The organism is Myxococcus eversor (assembly GCF_010894455.1).
Lineage (GTDB): Bacteria > Myxococcota > Myxococcia > Myxococcales > Myxococcaceae > Myxococcus > Myxococcus eversor.
Genome location: NZ_JAAIXY010000001.1, coordinates 727606 through 751607 on the forward strand (window position 1 = coordinate 727606; position 24002 = coordinate 751607).

Sequence of the window (24002 nt, forward strand, 5' to 3'; positions counted from 1 at the left end):
CGGAGGAAAGCGCGACCACGTTCTCGGGCAATGGGCTCAGTCGTTCAACGCGTGTCTCCACGGCGTGTCTTCCCCGAACACGGGAGGACGCGCGCTCAGGCGCCTTTGCCTGCCCGGCTTGCCAGCAGTTGCATCTCCCAGGCGAAGGCCACGGCGCTGCCGCCGCCGTGCTCGCCAATCACGGCGGAGAGCTCGGCGGCGCTGGCCTCGCGGGCCCAGTCGCGCTGCCATTCGGCAATCACCGCCATCCAGGTGATGGGCGTCACTCCCGCCAGCAGCATGCGCCTCACCGCCATCTCATGCGCCTCGCGAGTGACGCCGCCCGAGGCGTCCGTGACGGCATAGACGTCATATCCTTCACCGGCGGCCTGAATCGCGGGCATGGCCAGGCAAATCTCGGTCCACAGCGCGGCAATCACGAGCTTCTTCCGGTCGGTCTTCTTCACCGCGTCCACCACGCGGCCGTCTTCCCAGGTGTTGATGAAGGTGCGGTCGATGGGCTTCTGCTCGGGGAACACGTCCTGCAGGCCCTTGACGAGGTAGCCGCCGCGCTCCTCGAGCACGGTGGAGAGGATGGTCGGCACCTTGAAGACCTTGGCCGCCTTGGCCAGGCCGATGACGTTGTTCAACACCATCGTCGGCTCGTGGCTGTGCAGGTTGGCGAACTGGTAGGGCTGGTGGTCGATCAACAGCACCACGCTGTTCTGGGGCGTCAGCAGGGCGTCGAGCCCGCGATGAGAGGGGGAATGGGCCGTGCTCATGGTGTGGATGCTCCTGGAGTGGGATGTCGCCGGAAGTCCCCGCTGGGAGGACCGGGCCGGCGATGTCATTGGGCCCCAGCCAGGAGGCGAAAACACGGTCTGTTCCCGCGACTTCTGGTCCGTTCCTGCGCCGGAGTCTAGAGCTTCACCGCGATGCCGGCCTCGTTCAGCCTCAGCCTCCGCGCGTAGGTGATGAACCTGTACTGCTTTCCCTCCCTCTGCTTGACCAGCACCTGCGGTGGCGTCGTGATGTCGATCTCCAACCCCTTCGCTTTGTCTTTACCGACGAAGTCGGGGGCCCCTCCTTTGTTCATCTGGACGACGTCTGACAAATGGTCGAGGTAGGGGGAGACGCAGATGTCGCTCTGCAGGTGGCCCGCCGTCAGTCGCTCGAGGGCCTTGCCGTACAGCACGTTGAACAACCCCTCGGTCATCGTCTGCACGTTCTTGCCCGACCCGACGTTGGGATTGGGCCGATATCCGCCTCCGCCGAACATGTAGGCGACCTCCTTGTCGGTCAGCACCTGCATCGCGACGCTGGGGTCGGCGGCGAATTCGGAATGCGCGCGCTCTTTCAGGGTGTCCACCCGTTTGACGAGCTCATTCTTCAATGCCTCACCGGCGAGAGCGTCGAGCTCCGCACAGGGGCCGCCGTCCGCCTTCGCGGCCTCTGCCGCCACCTTGCCCGGTTCGACGCGGACGCCGTCATCCAGCGAGTCCCCCGATGCCTGGCAGGGTTCAACGCAAGCCCCTTTGACGTGGACGAGCGCTCCGTCGCAGCGGCAGGTCGCGGGCCCCGCGGCACTTGCCTGCGGCGGGCAGTCGACATTCGCGGCGACCTGGTCCTTCTCGTCGTCTCCGTCCTTGAAGTAGCACCGGAAGGCCCCCTGTCCCTCATACGCCGGCGCACCGACCATGCCGCCCCGGTCGAAACCCTTGACGAACGCCGCACAGGCCTGCGCGGCGTCGCGGAACAACTGGTCGCAGTGCCGGACGCCGTTGGCCGGGAACGGTGCATCGGCGGCGAGCGCGCGTGTACAAGACAGCGCCAGGACCACGGCAAGGACCGATGGGTGCAGGCAAAGGAGGGAGTCACGGATGCTGGGCATGGAAGCCTCCTATGCACTTGACCCAGGCACCATAAGCCCTCGGCCCTCCAGCGGCATCTCCGGCGCCACCCGGCAAACGCCCGGACATGCCACCGGGTTCACCAGTCGAGGCGCTGGCCCCGGAAGTCGAAGAAGCCGCCGCTGTCCCCGAGCGTCAGGCGGTCGAGCACCGTGAGCAGCCCCGTGGCGGACTCGGACACCTGCGTCGGTGCGCTCGCTCCGCCCATGTCTGTCTGAACCCAGCCGGGACTGATGGCCACCGCGATGAGTCCCTCGCCGCGCAAGTCCGCCGCGAGCGAGCGGGTGGCCATGTTCAGCGCCGCTTTTGACATCCGGTAGCCATAACCTCCGCCCGACGTGTTGTCGGCGATGGAGCCGAGCGCCGAGCTGAGGCTCGCGATTCTCGCCCCGCGTGCTTGCCGAAGACGTGGCAGCAGCGCGCGTGTCACCCGGAGGGCTCCGAGCGCGTTCACCTGCATCATCTGGAGTGCGTCCTCGAGTGAGAGGTCCTCGAGGTCATCGCTCCGGGTGCGCCGACCCGCGTTGTTGATGAGCAGGTCCACCGGACCCGTCAGCGCGGCGGCGAACGAACTCACGCTCTCATCGCGGGTCACGTCGAGGGCGTGTACATGCAGCCGGCCACCCGAGGCTCCCGCGAGGGCGGAGAGTTCGCGGGCCTGCGCCAACTCTCGGACTCCTGCGTACACGGTGTCTCCACGCGTGAGGGACTGCCGGGTGAGTTCGAGGCCGATGCCACGGTTGGCGCCTGTGATGACGAGATTCATGGGGCCGGACCATAGACCTGGACCTCGTTGGAGGGGGGACTGTGGGGCACATGGGCCACACGATGTGGGGTGGTCCCCCCTGTCTTCACGTCGGCGGGCCTGTACCGCCATGCGCCTCCGCAGGGGTGCTCGTGCGGGTGCCCCATGGCATGTCACTTGCCTTGGACTGGCGCGCGGGCATTCAGCTTCCTTGTCTTTGGAGCAGTGCATGACCACCGGCCATCTGAGCCGACGTTTGTCTTCTTGGATTCTCATCGTGTCGCTCTCGGTGGTCGGCGTCGTCGCGGGGTGCGACTCGTCGGACCCTTCTCCCGGGGAGCAGCCCTCTCCCGACGGCGGGACGAACACCCCCGACGGAGGACCTTCGCCTGACAGTGGGACGGCTTCGCCGGACGGAGGGCCTTCGCCTGACGGTGGGACGACCTCACCGGATGGCGGGCAGCAGCCTCCTCCCGAGTTCACCTGGGGCCACGGCACGGAGTCGGGCACGTTGGTGGGCAACGTGTGGACGCCGGGGCGCGACGCGACGGGGCTGGTGAATGAGGTGTCGTGGGCGCTCGTCCCGAAGGACCGGTGGATTGAAGTCGCGGGGACGCCTCTCACCACGCTCGACGCGGAGGTCAAGGCGGCGCTCCCTGGCTTCCGAGACCTCGGCTCCCAGGGACTCGCCGGGGTCATCAACGCATACTCGGGTGTGGCGCTGGATGCGCCGCGCGCGCGGTGGTGGGCCTTCGGTGGGGGCCACGCGGACAGCTCCAACAACGGCATCTATCGCTTCGACATGGCGAAGATGCGCTGGAGCATCGAGCAGCTCCCGGACCACTCGGCGAACTGGACGGGGGTCCCCTGGGGGAATACCTACAGCAGCTATCCGCCCGCCTCGGAGTACGCCAAGGCTCATCCGGACAGCGACGTCACCGGGGACGAGTTCTTCGACCCGGCCCGGCCCGCCGCATCGACAGGCAACCCCACGGCCCGTCATACCTACAACGGGCTCGTCTACAACCCGGACCTCGAGGAGATTGCCTTTGGCGTCCGGCGCATGTGGCGTTACAGCCTGACGACGCGCAAGTGGACGCGCCACAACCCGTTCAACACCCCGGGTGCCTCCTACAACGGAGAGACGGGGTACGGTGGCGCGGCCGGGTGGACGTTCTGGGACGAGGTGGCGGGCCGTTACGTATTCGGCCCCACGGAGAACGGCAACTATTCGCGGTGGTGGTCGTTCGGGGCCGCGGACAAGTCCTGGAAGTGGGAGGTCATCACGCCTCCCACCTGGTTCTTCGCGCAGATGGCGAGGGTGGGGCGCACGCTGGTGAGCTTCCCGGCCCCGGGGCACGAGGAGCCGCACGTGCACTTTCCCCGACTGATTACCTACGACCTGGACACGACGAAATGGGGCGAGTTGAAGCTGACGAGCGACCTGGTGCGTGCGCGTTGCTTCAGCGAATACTTCGAGGGCCAGGTGTTCGCCTACGTGCCTCCGCTCAATCGCTACATCGCCGCGTTCCGGTATGACCGCGATGGCGACGGGAGCTTCGAGTACCGGACCTACGAGGTGGACCCGGTGGCCCTCACGCTGCGCGAGGCTCCCCAGTACGAGGCTGGCGCCTTCGGCGGGTGGCATGAGCTGGTGAAGAACCGCTTCTTCTACCTGGCGACGCACCACGCCCTCGTCTACGTGCGCAGGGGCGAAGAGAACCTGCGGGTCTTCAGGCTCCCTTGAGCCATGGAGGAACGCGGCACGGTGGCTCGTGCCGCGTTGGAGGACAGCGCGAGGCGGATGGGCCAATGCCCGCGGCGGGATTCGCGCCCCCAAGTGCTGGGAGCGGTCGTCACCAGGGCGCGATGGCCGCGTCCGGGGAGAAGGCGAGGAAGTGTCCGTTGGCCATGGACTGGACCTGCCGGTACATGTCCGCGCGGTAGAGGTAGACGTCGTCGCGCTGGTCGTTGTCGTGGTCGAGGACGACGACCTTGTCCTGGTGCTGGGTGAAGTCATACGCCCAGGTGCCGCCGATGCCTGACCCGCCGTAGGCGATGGAGAAGCCACCCGCGCCATTGCCCTGGAGCATGTAGGCGGCTTGGGTGCCTCGACGGTGGAAGAACAGGTCGTCGAAGCCGTCGTTGTTGAAGTCGAGCTTCACCGCGCGGTCCCAACGGTCCAGCACGTCATACCCCCCGATGCCCGAGCTGCTTCCGGACTGGAGGGTGTATCCGCCCGTGACGAGGCTGCGTGCCAGGTAGGCGACGCCATGCCCCGGCCGGTACATCAGCAGGTCGTCACGGTTGTCGCCGTTGAAGTCGAGCACCACCACGTCATCGTTGCTGTCCAGGAAGTCGAAGCCCGCGAAGCCGAACGCCTGGTTGCCGGTGAAGCCCGTCGTGGTGTTGCGAATCAACGCGGCCAGGTTGCCGCCCGGGCGGAAGAAGAACAGGTCGTCGCGGCCATCGTTGTCGGAGTCGAGCACCCGCACCTGGTCGCGGGTGTCCTGGAGCGCGGCGCCGGCGATGCCCGAGGTGCTGGCGAAGGCCTGCGAGAACGTCCCGTCGCCGTTGCTCCGAGCCACCCAGGCCACGCTCCCACCCGGCCGGTAGAAGAAGAGGTCCTTGAAGCCATCGGTGTCGTAGTCGAACGCGACGGCGCGGTCATGGGGCCCGCTGAAGTTGAAGCCGGCGAAGCTGCTCGTCGCCGTGGTGGTAGTGAAGGTGCGGTCGGCATTGCCCCGAATCGCGTAGGCGGGACCGCCCCCGGGACGGTAGACGAACAGGTCGTCGCGGCCATCGTTGTTGAAGTCGAGCACCACCACCCGGTCATTGCCGGACCCGAAGTCGAAGCCCGCGCTCATGATGCTGGTGGAGCGGCTCCAGCTCCCGAGCGTGTTGGAGAACCCCACCCACGCCTGACCGTTGCCCGGGTGGTAGCCGAGCACGTCATCCAGACCGTTGCCGTCGAAGTCGCCGGCCACCACCTGGGGGCCTCGCTTGTATTTGTCCGCGACGCCCCATTTGTCCCAGCCGCTGAGGATGGGCCACAGCCCCGTGAAGCCAGGACAGGTGTTGTAATACATGATGGAGGTGGAGTCGAAAGGGGTCAGCGCTCGCCAGTCATTGGACTCCGCGCAGGGCGACGGCGTCCCCGGAACGCGGGTGTGCTCGTGACGGAAGCCCAGCGCGTGCCCCAGCTCGTGCGTGAGGGTGCCGGTCAGCTCGTCGACGCTGTCCTGGATGACGACGTTGGGGTGGATGAGGACGTTTCGGTTGGAGCGCGCCCCATTGGGGAGGAAGGCCCGCGCGTCGTACGGGGCGTTGGACGCGGCGACGCGCACGTCGAAGACCACGGTGTTGTTGGAGGCGTGGCAGTTGCCGTCCTGTCCGAAGTCGTGGCGGAACGCGACGTAGGCCTCGGCCTCCCAGAAGAGGGCGGCGCGCTGCATGGCCTCGACGACCTTGGCGTGGTGGCTCAAGGACGTGCTCACACAGTAGGTGAGGTTGTTCGCCTGGGGTCCAGTCCATGCCGTGTCCCCGCCACCCGTCTGATGGATGATGAGGCCTCCTGGCTGGACGCTTCGGGCGTAGTACTCGCGCAGCTTCTCTTCCCCATGGATGGGGATGTCTCCCTCGACGAGGTAGAGGCCCGTGTCGGGCTCCTGATAGAGCGAGGCCTTGAATTGCTCGTATGTGAGTCCAGTGGTGAGGGATTCTTCCGGCGAGGTCGCAGTGGGGCCCGCCGAGCCACCACAGCCCGCGAGCAGCAAGCCGCCCAAGAGGAATGAGTAGGAACGCATGAGGGTCTCCTTCCGGCGAGTGGACATCCACGTCGCCCGTTCGCGCACTGCGATGGAGATACGAGGAGGACCGTGCGTTCTGGTCATGGTGATGCGCGATTTTGGAATAGGCGGTTACTCCGGGTCGAGCGCCCAGGTGCCGTCCTTCCAACGTTGGAGCGTCATGATCGCTCCGATGGCGGCAACCCCTCCCTCGGTCGCTGCCGCTTCCAATACCGCCTTGGCTTCCGTCGTCCGGTACCGGAGCAGAAACGCAGCCGCCATGACTCGAACATCCTTACGAGGATGGTTCAGCAACACGGCGAGGGCATCTCGTCCAGCATCCCCCTGCGCGCGTAACGCCTGAAGCGCGGCGGTGTACTGCTTGGCGTGCTTGTTCCCCGTCCTGGGATCTCCTCGATGAATGGCATCAGTCTGGGCCGTGACATTCCGAGCGAACTGCTCGACCAGCTCTTCCAACGTCATCACCAGACCCTCTTCTTCACGTTCTCAATGACCAACAGCCCGAACTTACGCTGGGCTTCGTAAGACTGCGTGCTCGACCACTGACGGACGGTCTGCGTGAGCGACCCAGTAATATCGTAGCGGACCGACGAGTAGAGAGAGCTGATATCGGTGTGCAGGCCCTTGTCCAGCGGGATGACGTTCTCGGTGTTGTGGAGGGCCTGGGGACCAAAGCGCTTCACGTTGCCCGGGGTCTGCTCGACGATGTGGTGCCACTCCTTGTCCTTGCCCGCCGGACCCATGGCCTTCTTGAAGCCACTGAACGAGCCCCAGGCTCTGTAGCCCGTGGGGCGCACCTTGACGGAGCGGCCGCCGCTCGTGCCACTGGCTACCATGGCTACGGCGCCGGGAGCGAGGGTGATGGTGACCGTCTCGGCACTCACTGCCACCGTTCCCACTTCCGCGACCGCCGCGAGACGGATGCCCATCTGCGCTTCGGCCTGCACCGCGGCCTGTGCTGCGCCGGGGAGCATGGGCACCTTCGACCCTATCCCCGCCGCCGTGTTCCCAATGGCCACCGTGGCCAGCATGGCGAACGCTCGCGCCGCGTTGCGGCCCATGACCTCGCCGTAGCGCTCTCCCGCCTCGCGTAGCTCGTCGAACGTCGTGGCCCGCTCCGCCTCGTCCACCAGTCGCTTGAAGCCCACGATGAGGCTCCAGAACGTGTCGATACCCACGTAGGCGATGAGCGAGGCCGTCATCACGGCCGCGGCACCCTTCGAGAAAGGCTCGGGCACGGCGAGTAAGATGCAGTAGGTGGTCCATGTCCAAAGAACCGCCGACATCATGGCCTGCGGGTTGGCCATGTCCTTGAATGCATCCATCATTTCGTCCAGGACGGCGCCCTGGGCCAGGGCCATGGCCAATGCGTAGCGACCATCTCCGGTGACAGAGGGACTCTCCACCAGGAGACGCAGGCAATCTCCGGGCTTGTTCGTGCGCTCACACCAGCGCAGGTAGGCGCGCGTCATCCCCACCTCTGTCGAGGTGGGTTCTCCCTCCAGATGTTCGCCTGGACCCAGCGGGATGACACGGTGGCTGCGTGTCTCGTACACGTACGAGCCGCTGCGCGAATCCACCTCGAACAGCCGCCGAGCCATTTCCTGGGGGCGCGCAGCAGGCCGCACGCTACGGGCCAGCGCTTCCAGGACTTCAACGAAGTCGTCTTCGTCCAGATCCACGGGTGCCGCATCGTCGCCGCGTGGGGTGAGCACGATGGGCTCGCCATGGTCTGTGTGAATCCGCACGGACTTCGTGGTGCTGCTGCAACCGGCCAGCAGCACGAGCAATAGGGGAAGTGACCGCATGCGGAGCCCTCCTGGCGCTGGGCTCCTTTCGTTGGAGTCCGTCGTCGACGCAAATCGAGCAGTACCAGATAGAGATGGCAAGTGCTCTGGATTGAATCGGTGTGCGTGGTCGAGCGCGGAGACGGAAGGTCACGCCAGGCCAAGTGGTGTTGAGGCTCAAGGGGCCCATGCGTCGACCGCGATGTTCCAGCGCGGCCGTCAGATGGGCGAACCGCGCTCCTCGACCCGAAGCTGCTGGCTGTTGATGGCCGTCAGCAGTTTGCGCACCAGCTCCATGTACTGCGCATCCGTCATCTGCCCCCGGAGCATCCGCAGCTCCTGAATCTGTGCGCGGCCCCAGCTTCCGGAGGCAAGGCTGTCCTCCACCATCCGGTCGACCTTCTCGAACGCGGCCACGTTCTCCGACGTGGGCGGTGGTGGCGTCGGCGCCTTCTCTGGGACCGGACCGTCGGCGACAGAGGCCATCGCCGTGCGCAGCTCTTCCCGCAGCAGTTCGCGGAGCTCTCCTCGAAGCCCCGTGAGGTCCATGCCCACCATGGCCCTGGGGCCGGGAGCGACAGGCGGGCTCGCCACCTGAGTCTCCAGCCTGCGTGCCAGCGCCTCCATCCGCGCGTCCTGCCGCTCGAGCCGCCTCATCAACTCCCCGTCCACTGGATTCGGAGTCAAGGCCTGGGCGAAGCCGAAGCCCGCCAACGCCGCCAGGAGCGGGATGCCAACGCGAGACAAGACAGTCGAACGGATGCTCATGAAAACCTCTGGGTCGGTGAAGGCGCCCCACCCGCGAACGCCCGTCGCGCCTCCCCGTGGCGTGCGGGAGGCGCGACGGACCGGTGACGACTACGGAGTCCTCATGTCCAGATAGGACGTCGCACGCACCTCGACGGAGGTGCAGTTGTTACTCGCATCCCAGGACACGCGAAGATACCCGTCCTCCGTGATGGTCCTCAGCGCCGCCAGGTGGGCGGCGGACGACGTGATGCAGACGCCCATCTGTGCCGAGGAGTTCCGGGCGGCGACCAGCGCGCGCTCGCCGACCACGCTGTTGCTCTCGAACACGATTTCGACGAACGACCAGGAGTCGGTGGCGTTCCGCGCCCCTCCCATGCTGGCGTAGAAGGTGCGATTCGCGCTGTCGAGGACGACAGGAATGCTGTCCCGGTAACCTGCCCAGGCCGTGCCGCCAGCACCAAGGACCGCCAGAACCACTCCCAGGCCCATCACTCGCTTCTTCATTGATACAACCCCTCATGCGTGTGGCCCACATGGGCCGTCAATCCATGGATGGCTTTGCTGCCCTCATGGTGACGCGAACCCTAGGCACCCCGTCTGACGTGTATCGCCGGAGGTCACAATCCCACCCGGGCTGTGATATGAGAGGTTACAAAGGCCGTCACGCAACAAGCCCATCCGAGGTGCTCACGATGGCTTGGGAATTGCTGGGCGGTGCCCTCCTGAATTCAGGAGGGCACCGTGCTGACCGGCTCAGTCCGCGCGCTCGCCGTCCACGCCGATGATGCAGGAGCACTTGTTCGTGACGGTGTTGCACCGGCCCGCCATGGTGCCTCCGCACTGGGAGTTCGACGTGCAGGTCCGGCCAGGAACACACGAGCCGCAGTCCGGGTCCTGGAGGCAGACCTCCGAGCAGCAGTTGTCCCGACCACAACCACAGGTGGGGATGGTGATGAAACAGTTATAGGCGACGTCGTCGCACCACACCCGATCGGCTCCGGTGTCATCGATGGAGCACCGCCTGAGCGTGCCACTGCAGGACGCCGTCGCGCCGTTCGCGCACTTCAAGCTCACCGTGCAGTCGCCACTCGCGAGCGACGACTCCTGCTGGCCCGTCTCCTCGGAGGGCGTGGCCTCGACTGCCTGCGTCTGCGCCTCGGAGGGGGCGGGCTCACAACCCGTCAGGACCAGCGCGAACACCACGAAAATTCCAGCCATCGTCTTCATGAAGACCTCTGTCGGTTGATTGGGATGGAGCGCTCGCGGGAGCGCCCGGCGGCCCAATATGACAGACGGCACCTCAAGTGAAGACAGAACTCGCTGTGACGTTTTTAGTCTCAGCTGCCTGTTTCAATGTCAGCCGTAGGTGTGAAACGCCCCGGGGAGTCCCGGGAGACCGCGCGGTCGAGTATCACCGCGTCCGTGGTCGTCTGTCTCGGGTGAAGACACGTCAAGCAGATGCGCCGTCGTGGAAATCCTTTCGGGAGGATTCGAGTGGCACGGTCTCGACCTCGTCACCATTCCGGGAGGTGGGGCACTCGATGGCGGAGATGTAGTCGAGCTGGAAGAGGTCGTGGTCCTGGAGGAATCGGCTGACGAGGTCGGCCATCTCCTCAGGCCGCTCCATGAGGACCAGATGGTCGGCTTCGCGGATGGTGGTGAACAGCGCCCCGGGAATCGTCTCCGCCAGGTTTCGCACGTGCTCCGGCGGCGTGAGCGGGTCGAACTCGCCGGTGAAGACAAGCGTGGGGCGATCCAGGATGTGGAGCCTGGGGTCTCGAGCCTTGGCGATCAGCCGGTTCTGGACGGCGCCGTATCGGTTCGCCTCGCGCGGAGTGACCGCATAGAAGGCCTTCTCCACCAGCACCCGGGTGGCTTCTGCTTCACGGACGTGGTTGCGCGGGTCCTGATTCATGGTGGCTCGGACCAGGCCCTGGACGAAGGCGTCGAGCTGTCCCTCCAGAATCTGCTCGGCGCGGACGTCGACCCGGGCGGCGGAGTCCCGTGGCAGCTCCAATGCGGCTCCCACGAGGACGAGGCGGTCCACGCTCTCCGGGTAGCGATGCGCGAACTCGTAGGCGGTCGAGCCCCCGTATGAGATGCCCATGACGTTGAGCCGGGGCACGCCGAGATGGACTCTCAGGTGCTCCAGGCAGTCCGCGAGGAAGTCGAAGCCGAGCTCCGACGACAGGTCATCCGCCGCGCCGGAACCGGGGAGGTCGGCCATGATGAGCGTGCCAAGCGGGTGCAGCAGATGCTCGAGCTTCGGCAGTGCATACATGTCCTGGAAGGCGCCGCTGATGATGAGCAGCGGTGAGTCGATGAGGGGCTGCTCGGGACCCGGCACGACGCGGTAGGCGTAGCGGATGCCCTGGAAGGTCAGGTACTTCGTCTCCGTTGCCTCCTCGCCCGTGAGGAGGCGCGCGATGGCGTTGGCGGTGCGGCAGCGCAGCACGTCGGCCCAACGGACCTCGCGTTGGAGGTCCGTCTCCAGGGCCCGGTGCAGTCGGGCGAGCTGGATGGAATTGCCTCCGGCGTCGAAGAAGTCGTCGTCGGCGCCGATGTCGGGCTGGCCGAGGACCTCGGCGAAGAGACGACGCACCCTTCGGACCGAGTCCGTGGTGTTGGTCGCCGGGGCGATGATGTCGGTGGTCTCGGCCACGGTCATCGCCACGGGGAGCCCCGACACATCCACGACGCGAATCCGCGCGAGCGCGCCTCTCGCGGCATCGAGGGACGGCGCTGGGCCTCGGGCGAAGACGCGACGCACGGCGCGGGGAGGCCCGGCAAGTCGTGAGCGAAGGTGATGTCCGCCCGGGAGGACTCCGACCCAGCTGACGGCATCCGACGAAGCGGCGGCGATGGGCAGCGACTCCAGCGCCTGCGCGGGTTCCATGAGCGCGTGGCCGCGCGCCACGGCCTGGCCCGTCACCTCCAGGTCGGCGGTGCGCTCACCGCGCCAGTAGCTCCAACCGATGCTGTGACAGGCAGGAGGAAGCGCCGCGTGGCGGCTCTCGGCATGACACTGCTCGGCGAAGGCGTCGAGCGCGGCATTGCAGGCGGAATGGGCGCCCTGGAGCGCGCCGCCGACCGCGCCGACGGCGGAGGAGAACAGGATGAGGCGACAGCCGGGCCTGTGCTTCACGAGCCGCCACAGGCTCCATGCGCCCGCGAGCTTCGGGGCCAGCGCGTTGGCCAGGTCCTCGCGAGTCATCTCGAGGAGGGGCTTCTCCTCGTAGGTCCCCGCCAGGTGCAGCATCCTGTCCACGGGACGCGACCACCGCGCCTCCGCGTGCTCGACGGCGAGCCGGACGGCGTCCGAGTCCCCGACGTCGAGGGAGCGATACAGCACTTCGCCCTGCTCGCGCAGCGACGCGAGCGCTGTCCGCGACGCTTCGTGCAGGGACGCCTCGGGGGTGCGACCGAGCAGCAGCACGCGGGCGTCGTACCGGGTGACGAGCCATTCCGCGACGAGCCGTCCCAGATGGCCGAGCCCTCCCGTGAGGACGAAGAGGCCTCCTCTTTCGAACCCAGGGGCGTCGATGAGCGCGCCCCCGGGATGGGTGGGCTCCATCCGGAGGACATGGCGACCGTCGTCCCTCCAGGCGACCCCGGGCTCGACGCAGAGCGCATCCACCTCGGACAGGATGCGGCGCGCGTTGGCGTCGGGGGCTCCGGGTGGAAGGTCCAGGTGGCTCGCGCGCAACCAGGGCAGCTCGAGCTGGGCGGTGGCCAGCAGACCGCGAACGGGAGCGTGGTGCACGGCGACCGGGTCGTCAGCGAGGACGCGCTGTCCATGGGTGGCGATGACTCGCAGCAGGACCTGCTCGGGGCGCGAGGCGTCGAGTGCCCGCAGCAGCGGGACGAGCCAGCCACAAGCGCGGAGACACGCCTCGCGCTGTGCCTCGAAGGACTCCGGGACTCCCACCGGGGAGGGCGCGGCGAGGTGGAGGATGTGTCGAGGCAGCAGCCCGGCCTCGCGCAGCTCCGTGAGGAACTGGAGGAGGTGGCTCGGGTTCTCAGTGTCCAGTCGGTAGACGCGAGGGCTCTCGCGAACGAGCCCGGGCGTCGACGCCGGGACGACGGTGACATGGGGCTGTTCGCGACCGTCCAGCTCCTGGCGAAGGGCTTCCCCGAGATGGGGGTCGCCCTCGATGAGGAGGACCGTCGCGCTCCGCTCCTCGCCGTGCGGGTCGGCGTCGAGGGGCGCGGCATGCCAGGCGCGCCGGTAGAACCACGCGGGCAGGCGATGGTTCGCGTCCGCCCGTGGCTCCGCTGACGCGAGCTTCGCCGCGTATCGACTGGCGAGGAGCGTTCGCTGAATCTTGCCGAGGTCCGTCTTGGGAATGTCCTCCCTGTCGACGGCGACGAGATGGTCGGGATTGACGCCATGGCCCCTGGCCACCGCGGCGCGAATCCTTCGCGAGGCCTCCTGCTCGTTCGTCCCCGGCAGCAGGTGGAAGAAGAGGGCGAGCTGATCCGTCGATGCCCCATTCGGGCGGACCGCGCAGGCCGCAGTGTACGAGCGGTCGATGAAGGGCAGCTCCTCGACGGTGGCTTCAATCTCGTGGCCGAAGTGGTTGGCGCCGTTGATGATGATGGTGTCGCGGGTGCGGCCCGTCAGCGTGAGGCGGCCCTCGCGGAGGAAGGCGCGATCGCCAGTGCGGAACCAGCCATCGGCGGTGAAGGACTCGCGGTTGGCGGCGTCGTTGTCGACATAGCCTCGCAGCACCGAGGGCCCTTGTATCTCGAGGGAGCCGACCTCGCCCTCCGGGAGCACGCGGTCCGTGTCGTCGACGATGCGCAGTCGCACGCCGGGGATGGGCTGCCCGAGCGACACGACGGCGTCGTCGTCGGACGTGGTGGAGAGGTTGAACTCGGTGGAGTAGGTGACGCCCGACGACGTCTCCGACATGCCCCAGGCCGGCCACATCGCGGTGTCGCGCAGGCCGTGGGGCGCCAGGGCGCGCAGGAACTCCCGGGCGGTCCTGGAGGAGATGGCTTCTCCACCGTTGATCAGGATCCGGACCCGGGAGAGGTCCCATCGGCGCGCGCTCTTCTGGCGGCCCAGCTCTCCGACAATCAGGCCGAAGGCGAAGTGAGGTGCCCAGCTCAGGGTGGCGCCATGGCGCTCCATCCAGCCGAGCCAGCGCAGGGGCTCACCAAGGATGCGCTGCATGGGGACATGGACCTCCGTGCAGGAGGAGAGCAGGTTCCCCATGTGCATCATCGCGATGCTGCCGCCGTGCTCCAGCGGCATCCAGCTGAAGGACACGTCTTCAGGCCCCGTGCGCTTCACCCATGCGGAGCCACGGGCCTCGGTGAGGATGGACTGATGGCGCAAGGGCACCGTCTTGGGCGTGCCCGTGCTGCCCGAGGTGAACAGCAGCAGGGTGACGTCATCGGGAGATGCGTCGCGATAGGGCGCCACCGGCTCGTGGCGGATGAGGTCGTCGACGGAGGCCGCCGTCACCGTGTGGCCGTTGTTCGCGGCGAACGCGTGGAGCGACGCGAGCCTGGATGAATCCGTGAGGATGCAGGGCTCGTGCAGTGCCTGCCAGGCTGCCAGGAGTTTGCTCACGCCTGGAATTCCCTCGGCGTACTCGGCCGGAGTCGCCACGGGGGCGGGAACCAGGCCCGCGAGGAGGGTGCCCCACAACGCGGTGATGAAGTCGCGAGTCCCCGGCAGTTGGAACAGCACCGCCTGGCCAGGTCTTAGCCCCGCGCTCCGCAGTCCGCCCGCGACGCGCAGGGCCCGCGAGAGCAGGTCGCGGTAGGTGTCGGTCCGCTCGACGCCGTCCGCCTCGACATGGATGATTCGCTGTTCCGGGCTGCGCTCGACGGCCGCGAGGAGGACATCGGTCAGCGTCTGCTCCGCTCCCGAGCGGGCCGGGCCACCATCGGCGATGGCCAGTCGCGCGGGAGCCGCAGCCGAATGTCCTCGAGCCATCGAAGCGGCCGGGTCGGTGAGGGTGTCGGACGTCGGCGCATCGGCTGGGGCGCGTCGGAGCCTCAGGGCTTCGGGCGTGTGGCCCGCATCCGCGACGGACACCTGGAACTGGCCGGAGCCCAGCAAACCGTCGACCACCCGCTGGCAGGTGTCGACCAGGGTGTCGTCGAGCACCGCGAGGCCGGAGTCCTCCCGCGAGAGGAACTGGCGCGAAGGTGGGATGGCATGGACCAGGACCACGTGCAGCGGGCCAACCTGCGGGGGACACGTGGCGCGGATGTGCTCGATGACCGCCTGTTCGGTCAGCGGCCCCCGGGAGGCCACATGTATCAGGAAGCCTCCCGGGGCCTTCTGCTCATTGCGGGGATGCGGGGTGACGACACAGTCCGCGACTGTTCGCATTCTCAACACAGCGGAGCGAACCGCGGCCCGCGCTTCGGAGTCCAGTGTCGACAGTCCCTGCATGTACTCCCCCCTCGGAAAAGGCTGAGGGGAGAATGGATAGGCAATGGGGCTGATACTGCCCAGCGGGACAAACGTGCGACGCGGAAACCCCTATGAGCCGCTGGGGCAGCCCAGTCCGGGACAAGGACAGAACGTTTCCTCGCAGAGCAGGCGCGAGGCGTCACATTCCTGCTCGGCCTCGGGAGTCTGGGCGCGCGACATACACCGCACCCAGAGCCAACCGCAGTCGTTACAGGCCATCGCCTCGACGTCGCCCTGGGGGTCGCTCACCGGTGGGGATTGGAGGCCCGCGTCCTCTTCGTTGACGCCACAACCCACCAGCAGTCCGACGGCCAGAACCATTCCGACAAGTCTTCGCACGTGCGCTCCTTGGTCGTGATGCATCGCCAATTTCGCACGCGCGCTGATGCGCCTCAACTCCGGGTGACGCGGTACTGCGTGACGCGGCCCTGGGCGTCATAGTCGATGACGAAGGACTCGTAGGAGACGCCGACGGGCGACACGCCCAGCTCATACACCTCGCTGGTCCCTCGCCGCTGCTCCGGCTCTCCGAGCAACGTGTGCACGTCGTCGCGGCTCATGCCCTCGCGCAGGTGCTTCTGCTTGAGTTCGACGACCATGCCGACGCGCGGATTCTTGTCCGCGCCACTGCCCCGCTGTGCCTTCCACTGCTCCGAATCGAAGGCACCCTTCCGCGATGTGGACATCATGTAGACCCCCAGGCCTGTGAGCAGGAGCAACGCGGCGCAAAGCCACGTCCAGCGCCGCATGTTCCTCATCCTCCGCGTGCCTGTCACCTATCAGTAGGGGTCGGCGTACACATCTCCACCAGGCACCGGCTGCCCTCCCGTGCCTGGGACGAGATTCGACAGGCCGTGCTGATTGACTGGAACGCGGTCGCTCCACTGCAACTGGCCCCGCTGGTCGAACAGCACCATCTTCCCGTCCGTCACGGCCTGCTGGACCAGCGTGGCCAGCTCCTCGGGGGACGCGTTGGGGTTGTCCAGGGCAATCTGCCGGCCGACCTGGTTGTTGTAGAGGTCCATCGCCTCGCGGTCCGCCGGGTTGCCAGGCATTCCCTCATGGGCGGTGGCGAACTGCTGCGTCCACTCGGCGCCGAACTCACGCGTCATCAGCGCGTTCCAGTAGGCATGGCGGAAGGCGTCGCGGTGGCCGTCCTGGCCCCGCCACTCGCCCACCCGCTCCTCCGGCACATGGCCTGGAGGCGTGCCCGTGGTCGGATAGAGACGCGAGGACGTCTCCAGGGCCTGGTCCTTGATGTTGTTGAAGGTGTTCAGACCCAGCAGCCCGTTCGAGGCCGCGAGCCCGTCCAGCATCCGCCCCTCGGTGGCGGTGACGTCGTACTCAGGCGCGAAAGGGATGGGAATGAGGCCGCCCGCCTTCGGGCTCCAGCTCACCACCGAGTCGTCCGCCGTCTGGAAGTCGCGCTGAATCTGGGCGAGGTCCGGCCGCGTCGCGCCGCCGGGCTCTGGCGTCGCCGTCGCGGTCGTCCGGGAGGCCTCGAAGCTGTCTCTGCCATCCCATCCTGGAACCTGGGCGCGCGCCGCGGGAGCGGGGGCCGTCCCAGACGCCGTCTCGGTCTTCGCTCGCGTCGGCTCGGCTCCGTCCACCCCGAGGCGCCGGGTGATGCCTCCGATGAGATCTCGGCCGATGGAAGAAATGGACATGTGGCGCTCCCCCTGGAAATAGGACTTTTCCAATTATCAACGGGTGGGGGAGAGAAGTTGCGTCAGGCGGGATGCAGGCCCGCCCGCGCGCCGGTGCGGGGTACCCCGCACCGTGTCATCTTCCGCTCAAAGCCGTTGGAGGAACCGCAGCAGGTCCTGCTTCTGCGTGGGATTGAGGGACTCGGGAGGTCCGCCCGGGGTCTCCGGTGGATGGACGGGTGGGAGGTTCAGGGGCGCGGTGAAGGGCAGGACGAACTGGCTGTAGATGTCCACGACGTCCTCCAGACTCCCGCTGCTGTTGTCGTGGTAGTAGGGCGCCGTCCGCGCGATGCCCCGCAGCGTGGGGATGTCGAAGGCCTCGAAGTCCAGCGGGTTGCCGGTGATGAGCGCCCGGCCAGGGTCCGTGGAGAACCACTGAGGAAAGAGATTGGGGCCGACGATGGGCGCTCCGCTCTCATCCACCGCGGGAGTTGGATCATACGGCGCTCCGCTGGCCGTCACCGGGATGGGAGGAAGGTCGGTCACCGGGTGCTGGCGTGTGCCGTCCGTATAGAAGCGGAACCGGTAGCGCGGCAGTTCGAGGTCCGCGTTGAACAGCGCGGGGAACAGGCCAACCTGCCCCAGGTAGGAGAAGCTCGCGAACCCGATGTTCAGGATGTCCGGCGGCGAGCGCGGCGCCTGCATGGGCACGGGGCCCGCCCCGGGGACGTGGGTGAACAGGACGTTGCCATCGGCCTTCGTCACCGGGAAATGGGAGGCGAGCTCCCGCATGGCTGGCGTTGATATCCGGCTCAGCGTCGGGCCGCCATGGCAGGGCTCGCAGCCGACCTTGAAGACCTCGCGACCTCGTTGCTCCTGGGGCGTGAGCCACATGAAGTCCTCGGGGAGGGGAATCCTCGCGAGCGGCACTCCCGCGTTGCTCAAGTCCGAGACGAACCGCGCGCGGGCGGATGTGAATTCCCCTCGCTGGAAGTCCGCCACCTGCCGGAGCTGGTTGCGAGGCACGGCGGCTCCCTCGCTGTGACTGGTGATGGCGGCCTGGGCCTGGTCCTCCAGGTTCGACTCGCGCCCGTCGAGCTGGAAGAACGGCCCGGTGAGGGCGAGGTCCTGGATGCTCGGGACGCCTCGCCAGACGGAAATCTTCCGGTCGCCTGGCGTGACGACGTGTCCCTGGACGTCGATGACGTCCATGTTGGCGGGGAGGGGGATGACGACGCGGACGAGCCCCTTCTGGAGGTGCTCGTAGGTGGGCACCGCCGCGTTCGGGTCATCCGCGTCAATGCGGTTGAACAGCGGGTCCGCCGGATTCGAGGCGAACAGGGCCCGGACGTGCTCGGGACGCAGGGCCGTGCTGTCCTCGAGCACATGGCACGTGGCGCACGAGCGCCCGTTGGTGTTCGGGAAGGCCTGGCTGAACAGCCTCTTGCCCATGCCGCCGTGATGAAGGGAGGCCTGGCCCTCTTCCAGCTCGGGAGCCGTGCCCTGGGTGCCGTCGACCGGGTCCTGCTCCGGGGCCGCTGGGGTGCACTGGGTCAGTCCGCCCAGTGCGAACGCACCGGTCAGACACGCGATGAGGCGCGTGGGAATCATGGGGATGTCTCCAGGGGTGTGGAACTCCCAACGAAACACCCGAGGCCTCCGCGAGTGTCACCCGGCCGTCCGCCGCGAAAAAGAAACCGGGGGCCCCTCGTGAGAGAGGCCCCCGGTCCGGTGCGTCGGTGTGTCAGGAATTACAGGCGCGTCTCGCCGTCGAACGTCGCGGGGCAGGTGGTGGGCAGCGCGAAGCCGTTGGTCGGCGTGGTGCTGGTCGAGCCGCCGGAGACGGCGTTGGTGCCCAGGCCGAAGGCGGCGAACGCCTTCCACAGACGGCAGACGTCCTCGCCGTTGTGCAGGGTGGTGGCGGCGCTGATGATGCCGTCACGCACCTGGGTGAACGTCGGGCTGCAAGCGGTGCGCTTCAGGCCCTCGGTGAAGTACAGCATCATGCGCTGGTTACCGGCGTTGCCATTGGCGTTGTAGAGGTTCGAGTCGAAGCCCCACTGCGTGACGAGGGCCCAGTAGGCCTCCCACATCGCCTGGGTGAACACGGAGCCCACGCCGTGCGGAACGGCCATGCCGTTGATGCTCGCGTACGTCCAGGTGTTGCGCGTCGAGTCCAGGGTGTACGGCTGGGTGCGGATGCCGTTGCCGGTGGTGGCCTGGTTCAGGGCGTAGGTGCCCACGCCGCGAATCTTGTTGGCCGTGTCACCGACGCGCGCCGTGTAGAACAGCGAGAGGAAGTCGCTGATGCCCTCGCCCGGCTGCTGCCGGTTGCCGAGGCACGACACGTTGCTGGGGCCACCGACGAGGCGGTTGGAGATGCCATGGCCGAACTCGTGGACGATGATGCCGCTGTCCAGGTCGCCGTCCTTGTCCGGCGTCGGCGCCGTCCAGATGTACATCTGCATGCGCGGGCGGCTGCCGTCCGCGGGCGTGGAGAAGTTGGCGTTGTTGGTGCCGCTGCCGTCCTGCGCTTCGGCCTGCACGTAGTCGTTGCCCGCGCCGCCGCGGCCGTAGTTGTTCTGCTGGAAGTTGCCGGCCACTTCGTTGAAGCCGTACTGGTACTGGACGTCGTGGATGATGTTGTTCCAGTAGAACAGGTTGGTGACGGCCGCGGGGATGTACGCGGACGGAGCGGAGGAGAGGTTGATGGGGAAGACGCAGTTGATCGCCGCGCCGCAGTCCGGCTGGCCGGTGGTGGGCGGGGCGTTGTTGGCGTCGCGGTCCTCGTACGCGTGCACGTTGTTGCCGCGCGGAATCGTGTACTCCGCGCCGGCGACTCCGTTGGTGTCGTGCCAGCCGTAGGGTGAAGCCGTGGCGTTGGCGGGGTTGGCCACCGTCGTGCGGCCGTCCGCGGGGGGAAGGGGCGTGGTGTGATTGGGGCTCTCCACCGGCACCGGATAGACCTGGTAGGAATCCGCGGCCACCCAGTCAAGGCGCGTCAACACCTCGCCGGAGCTGGCGTCCACCGTCACGTCGTAGTCGTGCTGCGAGTCCAGGGTGTGGACCTGGAAGTGCCACACCAGGCGCGCCTCGCCCCGGCGCATGGGCAGCACGGCCAGCTCCGCGACGATGGGCTCGCGCGACAGGCCATCCACTTCCACGCCCGTGCGGCGCTTCACTCCGGACTCCGCCTTCAGGGAGCGCGGGGCGCTCGGCAGGCTCACGCCCAGGTGCCGGGCCAGGCCCGCGACGGCCTCGCCAGCGCTCAGGCGCGGCTCCACGCCGGAGATGGAGGACTCGATGGAGGGCAGGAAGTCGCTGTGGACGCCCAGGACGCTGCCATCCTTGCCCACGTTGATCTGCAACTGCGCGTTGTACACGGGCAGGCCCTTGAACGTCTGCCGCAGGTACAGGTGCGTGGCGCCGCTCACGTCGGAGAAGACGCGGTCGGTGACTTCGAGGTTCGCCAGGTCATTGAGACCCAGGCCGAGCGCCTCGTGGTGCTTCTGGACGAAGTCCAGGGCGATGGCCATCGGGTCACCGCTGCTCGGACCGGAGAGCGCGCCCACGGGGTTGGTGAGCGAACGGACGAGGCCGCTCGACTCGTCCACTTCCACCAGCAGGTCGGGGATGGCCTGGCGCAGCGCCGCGACGTGCGCCTTCTGCACCGTCGAGAAGCCGAAGCGCGCCTGCGCGTTGTAGGCGGTACGGGCATCGAAATGCCGCTCGCCGCCGGACTCCGGCGCCACTGCGAGCGCCGTGGACCCGGAGAGGGTCGCCGTGAAAACCACCGCCTGGAACAGTCGCCTTCGGTATGCACCTACGGACATGTCGTGCTCCTGCGCTGCGGGTCAGCCGCCCCTGTGCGGGGCGGTACTGGGCGTGCGAGGAAACACGTATTCCTAGTTTAATGCAAATGATCCGAAATATATGAAAAATTTGGTTTAATTGTAGTTGTGGTGGGGGCTCCCAGTATTTGACGCGCGGGTGCGGGACGACCTCTCGGAGGGGGCTGGATGTGAGCTGTTTTTGGCCTGGTGCGTCTGGGTGATTCCTACCAACCGGGTGTCCGGCTCGGAGCCGTGGCCTGCTGTGTCAGATTCAAGGGTGCGGGATGACCCTGTCTGGTATGGACAGCCGGAGCCGAACTTCTCAGTTTGTCGGTACCTGCGTTCAGGGATGCGACGTGGACTGTGCCGGGGCTGAGCCGTCTGGGTTTCCCGAGGACATGTGTATCTGAATTGCGTTGAGCGATTCGCGAGGTGACTTCCTCGCTGTCCGAGCCTCCGGGCGGCGGCGGCGAGGTCACGCCGCGTGTGCGGGTCCGCGGTACCGCGGGAGGGGCGCGCCACGGGGCACGTGAGGCGCGGAGTCCCCATGGCCGGGCGGAGGGTGTTGCCCGCGACACGTCAGAGGGCAGGGCGCTGGCAACGTCCTTGACGCTCGCTGGGGCCTGCGGTACATCCGGCCTCGTTGGTTCGCGGTGGTAGCTCAGTTGGTAGAGCACGAGCTTCCCAAGCTCGGGGTCGAGGGTTCGAATCCCTTCCGCCGCTCACTCGTAAAGGCCGGTAGTTCTTGAGGAAACTCGGGACTACCGGCCTTCGTGTTTCCGGGCCTCGGGCCGCTCTTCAGCTTGGCTCGCTCAGAAGTAGAGCCACCGGGCTCCCGTGGGCGAGTTGGAGCTGAGCCCACATATCAGCGCGTCTTGCCCGGACGCTGTGCAGCACGCCATCGTCGTCCCCACCTGCCTCCGCAAGCAGGGCTGGTTCCCGTAGTCGCCGCATGCGGGGAGGCCCGAGCAGGAGGGTGGAGCGCAGGCAGTAAACACTCCATCACACGTCACGCCCTGGCCATTCGTGGAGGAGCATGTGGCGCCGGAGCAGGACACGGAGGGGGCATTGCCGTTACAGATCGCGATGCAGGTCGCGAACTGGGAATGTGTAGCCACCTCCTCGGGCGGCATGACGGGAGTGGGCTCCAACTCCGCTCCACCACACCCGATGAGTGAAAGACCGACGAACAACGCCGACATGATTCCAGACGGCTTCATGTGTGTACTCCCGGTATGGAATGGACAGCCTTGTCATTCTACACGGGCTTGCTTGTCATTTCGATGCGAGGGGGATTGCGCCGCGCCTGTCGTGAGGTGCATCGGATGATTCAGCGGCGTGCCCGGAATATTCTCGGCGCTGGCCTCTTCCGATGCCGGTGACGTGTATCCATGAGCCTTCTCCAGGTCCGGTACATCCCATGACTGGGGGCTCATCTATGCAGGCGAATGGATCGCCCACTGACGACTCGACGCGCCCCATCACGAGCGCTTTCGCCGCGAAGGTCCGTGCAGAGGCAACATGGGTTCGACCAGGGTCGCCATCGCATCCACGAAGAGCCGGACCCTCGCGGGGAGGTTCAGCCGACTCGGGTAGAGGGCGTAGACGCTTCTCACCATCGCTGGCTTGGGACCGAAGACGACCTTCAGTCGACCCTCACGCACGGCATCTCGGCAGAGGATCGCCGGAACGCGCGCGATTCCGACTCCAGCCAGGGCCGCCTCACACGCGACCTCCAGGTCATTCACAATCAGCACCGGGTCGATCCGCGACTTCACCCCCATGACCTGCCAGGTCTCGAACGCGCTGAAGCCGACGCATCGGGCGGAGGCGAGGTCCTGGGCGCGCGGCACTCCATGCTTCGACAGATACCCAGGGCTCGCGACGCAGTAGACAGGCGCCTCTCCGAGCTTGCGCGAGACGAGCGATGCGTCGTCGAGTGGTCCGATGTGAATCGCGAGGTCCAGTCCCTCCTCGATGAGGTTGACGCGGCGATCCGCCAGCACCACTTCAATCCGTGCCTTGGGATAGCGTCCGAGGAACTTCGAGACCACCGGAGCCAGGTAGCGGCGGCCGTAGAGCACCGGCGAGGACACCCGCAACAGACCGACCGGCTCCACCTGCTGTTGCTGTACCTCTTTGTTGGCCTCGTCGATCTGCGCGGCGATGGCGGAACAGCGCTCGAAGTACACCGCGCCCGAACCCGTGACGCGCAGCCGCCGAGTGGTCCGCTCCAGGAGTCGCACCCCGAGCTGTTTCTCCAGCTTCCCGATTCGCTCACTGGTGGTCTGCTTCGTGATGCCGAGCTGCCGCGCGGCTCCGCTGAAGCTGCCTTCGCGAACCACTGCCGCGAAGAGAACCATGTCGGCCGGTGAAATCATCATCGTCAAGGCTAGCCTGACAAAGAGTCAGCATGCGAGCGCATTGTCCAACAGTCGCCCGGACCGCATGGTGGCACCCGATGACCCCGTCGCAGGAGTGCTCACATGAAGCTCTACTTCGCGCCCCGGACCCGGGCGACGCGTCCCCGATGGCTGCTCGAGGAGCTCGAAGTCCCCTACGAGCTCGTCAAACTCGACCTGTCGAAGCAGGAGAACCGGACACCGGCCCATCTGGCGTTGCACCCATTCGGAGAGGTCCCTGTCCTGGTGGATGGAGACGTCACCTTGTTCGAATCACCGGCGATCTGCCTCTACCTGGCCGACCGATTTCCAGAGAAGCGTCTGGCACCACCCCCGGCGTCGAGCGAGCGCGGTCCCTACCTTCAATGGCTGCTGTTCGCCGAGGTGACGCTCGAACCCCTGGTGCTGGAGCAGTACCGGAACGCCCAACTGCCCGACGAACACCAGGCCGACCTCTCGAAGCAGCTCGCCCGGCTTGATGAAGTGCTCACCGTCATCGACACCCGGCTCGACGGCAGGGAATTCGTGGCCGGGGCCTCCTTCACCGCCGCCGACCTGGTCCTGGCGTCGATTCTTCACCTGGCGAACACGATGAAGCTCCTTGAGAGACATTCGCGGCTCGTCGACTACGTCGTGTGCCAGACCCGGCGCCCCGCCATCAGGCGCGCCGTCGCGGGATGACAGCCCAGGGCTCTCCGTTCGAAT

At 67.0% G+C, this 24002-nt stretch carries 18 protein-coding genes and 1 tRNA gene; 3 read left to right on the forward strand and 16 right to left on the reverse strand.

From position 1 onward, the window contains the following. Positions 1–95 precede the first annotated feature (95 nt). The 3 genes from G4D83_RS02990 to G4D83_RS03000 all read right to left on the reverse strand — a co-directional run bounded on the left by G4D83_RS02990 (position 96) and on the right by G4D83_RS03000 (position 2655). Complete coding sequence (locus G4D83_RS02990; RefSeq protein ID WP_163862507.1) at positions 96–761, reverse strand: hydrolase; 666 nt, start codon at positions 759–761, stop codon at positions 96–98. Between the two features lie 137 nt (positions 762–898). Then, positions 899–1870 (reverse strand): hypothetical protein, encoded by a 972-nt coding sequence (locus G4D83_RS02995; protein WP_163862509.1) that lies wholly within the window; start codon positions 1868–1870, stop codon positions 899–901. Positions 1871–1968: 98 nt separating this feature from the next. Beyond that, a complete protein-coding gene (locus G4D83_RS03000; RefSeq protein ID WP_163862511.1) occupies positions 1969–2655 on the reverse strand; it encodes an SDR family oxidoreductase in 687 nt (228 codons plus the stop codon). A 208-nt stretch (positions 2656–2863) separates the two neighbouring features. Between G4D83_RS03000 and G4D83_RS03005 the strand changes: the two genes are divergently transcribed. Beyond that, positions 2864–4381 (forward strand): proline-rich domain-containing protein, encoded by a 1518-nt coding sequence (locus G4D83_RS03005; RefSeq protein ID WP_163862513.1) that lies wholly within the window; start codon positions 2864–2866, stop codon positions 4379–4381. Between the two features lie 109 nt (positions 4382–4490). Here G4D83_RS03005 and G4D83_RS03010 read toward each other — a convergent pair whose 3' ends face one another. The 12 genes from G4D83_RS03010 to G4D83_RS03065 form a co-directional block, all read right to left on the reverse strand. Beyond that, positions 4491–6440 carry a M57 family metalloprotease gene (locus G4D83_RS03010; protein ID WP_163862516.1) on the reverse strand — a complete coding sequence of 650 codons (1950 nt, stop codon included), beginning with the start codon at positions 6438–6440 and terminating at the stop codon, positions 4491–4493. 114 nt (positions 6441–6554) lie between these two features. Continuing rightward, positions 6555–6905: a DUF2019 domain-containing protein gene (locus tag G4D83_RS03015; protein ID WP_163862518.1), complete on the reverse strand. Its 351-nt coding sequence runs from the start codon at positions 6903–6905 to the stop codon at positions 6555–6557. After that, a complete protein-coding gene (sitA5, locus tag G4D83_RS03020) occupies positions 6905–8251 on the reverse strand; it encodes a SitA5 family polymorphic toxin (protein WP_163862520.1) in 1347 nt (448 codons plus the stop codon). The genes G4D83_RS03015 and sitA5 overlap by 1 nt, the downstream gene beginning before the upstream one ends. A gap of 198 nt (positions 8252–8449) precedes the next feature. Then, complete coding sequence (locus G4D83_RS03025; RefSeq protein WP_163862523.1) at positions 8450–8998, reverse strand: hypothetical protein; 549 nt, start codon at positions 8996–8998, stop codon at positions 8450–8452. Positions 8999–9088: 90 nt separating this feature from the next. After that, a complete protein-coding gene (locus tag G4D83_RS03030) occupies positions 9089–9484 on the reverse strand; it encodes a hypothetical protein (RefSeq protein WP_163862525.1) in 396 nt (131 codons plus the stop codon). 249 nt (positions 9485–9733) lie between these two features. Next, positions 9734–10207, reverse strand: coding sequence for a hypothetical protein (locus G4D83_RS03035; RefSeq protein ID WP_163862527.1), 474 nt, complete (start codon positions 10205–10207; stop codon positions 9734–9736). A 223-nt stretch (positions 10208–10430) separates the two neighbouring features. Continuing rightward, a complete protein-coding gene (locus G4D83_RS03040; RefSeq protein ID WP_163862529.1) occupies positions 10431–15332 on the reverse strand; it encodes an alpha/beta fold hydrolase in 4902 nt (1633 codons plus the stop codon). Between the two features lie 153 nt (positions 15333–15485). After that, the gene (locus G4D83_RS03045) at positions 15486–15737 is read right to left on the reverse strand and encodes a hypothetical protein (protein WP_240356110.1); all 252 of its coding nucleotides are present in this window, start codon (positions 15735–15737) and stop codon (positions 15486–15488) included. Positions 15738–15808: 71 nt separating this feature from the next. Then, complete coding sequence (locus G4D83_RS03050) at positions 15809–16165, reverse strand: hypothetical protein (RefSeq protein WP_163862533.1); 357 nt, start codon at positions 16163–16165, stop codon at positions 15809–15811. 30 nt (positions 16166–16195) lie between these two features. After that, a complete protein-coding gene (locus tag G4D83_RS03055; RefSeq protein WP_163862535.1) occupies positions 16196–17083 on the reverse strand; it encodes a DUF6973 domain-containing protein in 888 nt (295 codons plus the stop codon). A gap of 126 nt (positions 17084–17209) precedes the next feature. Further along, positions 17210–18673 (reverse strand): cytochrome-c peroxidase, encoded by a 1464-nt coding sequence (locus G4D83_RS03060; RefSeq protein WP_163862537.1) that lies wholly within the window; start codon positions 18671–18673, stop codon positions 17210–17212. A gap of 140 nt (positions 18674–18813) precedes the next feature. After that, complete coding sequence (locus G4D83_RS03065; protein ID WP_163862541.1) at positions 18814–20895, reverse strand: M36 family metallopeptidase; 2082 nt, start codon at positions 20893–20895, stop codon at positions 18814–18816. 650 nt (positions 20896–21545) lie between these two features. Between G4D83_RS03065 and G4D83_RS03070 the strand changes: the two genes are divergently transcribed. Further along, positions 21546–21618: transfer RNA gene (locus tag G4D83_RS03070), tRNA-Gly, on the forward strand. 758 nt (positions 21619–22376) lie between these two features. Here G4D83_RS03070 and G4D83_RS03075 read toward each other — a convergent pair. Then, positions 22377–23258, reverse strand: coding sequence for a LysR family transcriptional regulator (locus G4D83_RS03075; RefSeq protein WP_240356111.1), 882 nt, complete (start codon positions 23256–23258; stop codon positions 22377–22379). A gap of 123 nt (positions 23259–23381) precedes the next feature. Here G4D83_RS03075 and G4D83_RS03080 point away from each other — a divergent pair, with 123 nt between their 5' ends. Further along, positions 23382–23978, forward strand: a complete 597-nt coding sequence (locus tag G4D83_RS03080; protein ID WP_163862544.1) for a glutathione S-transferase family protein — start codon at positions 23382–23384, stop codon at positions 23976–23978. The last annotated feature ends 24 nt before the right edge of the window (positions 23979–24002 follow it).